2 protein-coding genes are annotated in these 2,015 nt (G+C 75.3%); both read right to left on the reverse strand.

From position 1 onward, the window contains the following. On the reverse strand, nt 1-698 hold a 698-nt coding region (locus LLG88_07100), incomplete at its 3' end, for an NADH-quinone oxidoreductase subunit H (GenBank protein MCE5246673.1). Between the two features lie 12 nt (nt 699-710). After that, nucleotides 711-2,015: molybdopterin-dependent oxidoreductase (locus tag LLG88_07105; protein MCE5246674.1), on the reverse strand; the 1,305-nt coding region annotated here is incomplete at its 5' end.

Below are 2,015 nucleotides of genomic sequence, written 5' to 3' on the forward strand. Positions count from 1 at the left end.
TCGGTGTGGTAGCCGCCGACCAGCTCCGACTCGGCCTCGGGCAGGTCGAACGGCGCGCGGTTCGTCTCGGCGAAGCCGGCGACGAGCAGCGCGAGCGCGCCGACCGGCAGGTAGCAGAGGTTCCAGAGCCGGCCGGCCTGCTGCTCGACGATCAGCTCCGGGCGGAGCGTGCCGGAGAAGACGAGCGCGCCGACGACGGCGAGGCCGAGCGCCAGCTCGTAGCTGATCATCTGCGCCGCGGAGCGCAGCCCGCCGAACTGCGAGTACTTGTTGTTCGAGCTCCAGCCGGCGAGGATGATCCCGTAGACGCCGAGCCCCGAGGCGGCGAGCAGCAGCAGCACGCCGACGTCCACGTCCACGATCCGCAGCGGAACGTCGATCCCGAGCAGATGGAGCTTCGAGCCGAACGGGATCACCGCGAACGCCGTCAGCGCCGCGGCGAGGGCGACGATCGGCGCCATGACGTAGGTCGGCTTGTGGACGAACGGCGGCAGGATGTCTTCCTTGAAGAAGAACTTCAGGCCGTCGGCCACCGGCTGGAACAGCCCCAGCGGCCCGACGCGGTTCGGCCCGAGGCGCAGCTGGATGAACCCCGCGCCGCGCCGCTCCAGCCAGGTGAGCAGCGGCACGAGGCTGATCACCGCCCCGGCGAGAATCACGACCTTGAGGGCCGTGGCCAGCATGGTCGCCGCGTCCATCGTCCCTCCCGTTCAGCGCCCGGCCGGCGGCACGCCGGCGGCGAGCAGCGCGAGCGCCGCGCCGGTCGCCGGGCAGGCCTCGCGCGCCGAGTCCGCCCCCGCGATGTCCTGTCCCTCCCCCGCGGGGAGGTCGAGCCAGTCGATCGCGGCGAGCGCCGGCACGTCGCGCGACAGCGCCTCGCGCAGCGCGTCGGGAACGGGCGCGTTCGCGCCGAGGCGCGCGGCGAGGTCGAGCAGCGTCGCCGCCGCGGGGCGGCAGTCGGTCTTCGGCGCGAGCGCGGCGGCGGAATGCTGCACGCGCCCGGCGAAGTTGACGTAGGCGCCGTCGAACTCGCCGTACGAGGTCGCCGGCAGCAGCGCGGTCGCCGCGCCGGAGAGCGCCGAAGGATGCGCGTCGATCACGATCCGCGCCGCCGCCCGGGCCAGCGCGTCCGGCTCGAGCGAGGGCGGCTCGTCCTCGACCGGGCCGACGAGCCCCGGGCCGAGCGCGAGCAAAGCCGCGACCTCGCCCGCGGCGAGCGCGGCCTCGAGTTCGGCGACCGGACGCGCGCCGCCGGCGAGCGCGTCGAGGACCAGCCCCGCGCCGCGCGCGTTCGGCGCGCGGTCGGCGCGGATCAGCAGCTCGTCGTCCGCGCCGTCCTCGTGCGACGCGAGATGGACCGGCGCGCCGAGCGTCTTCGCGACGAGGGCGAGGGCCCACGTTTCCTCGAGCGAGGCGCGCGGGTCGGCGAGGACGCGCACGCGTCCGGCCGCGGCGCGCAGCGCCTCCGCCGCCGCGTCGAGCGCCTTCTCCCACGGATCGGCGCCCGTCGTGTCGTGCTCCCGCGCCGCCGACGGCGCGGCGCCCGCGGCCGCGGGCGGGACGACGCGCGGCCCGTCGAGCCGCCGCCCCTCGGCGGCCTGCAGCCGATCGCCCCACAGCCGCCCCTCGTCGCAGATCCACCAGCGGTTCACCGCCTGGTTGGCGCGCGGCGTGACGCGGAAGATCTCGTTGCGGAACGTGCCGAGGCGGGTCGAGCAGCCGCGCGCGCAGCCCGGGCAGACCGACGGGACGTCGGCGAGGAACCAGACGCGGGAGCGGAAGCGGAACTCGCGCAGCGTGAGCGCGCCGACCGGGCAGAGGTCCACGACGTTGCCGGAGTACGGGTTGTCGAGCGGCTTGCCGGGGAAGACGCCGATCTCCTCCCGCACGCCGCGCAGCAACATCGCCAGCTCGCCGGTCTTCGGCACCTCCTCGCAGAAGCGGATGCAGCGCGTGCACTTGATGCACCGCTCCCAGTCGAAGACGACGTGCGGCCCGAGCTCGCGCCGCTTCGG

This window comes from bacterium (assembly GCA_021372775.1).
In the GTDB taxonomy this organism is placed as follows: Bacteria; Acidobacteriota; Polarisedimenticolia; order J045; family J045; genus JAJFTU01.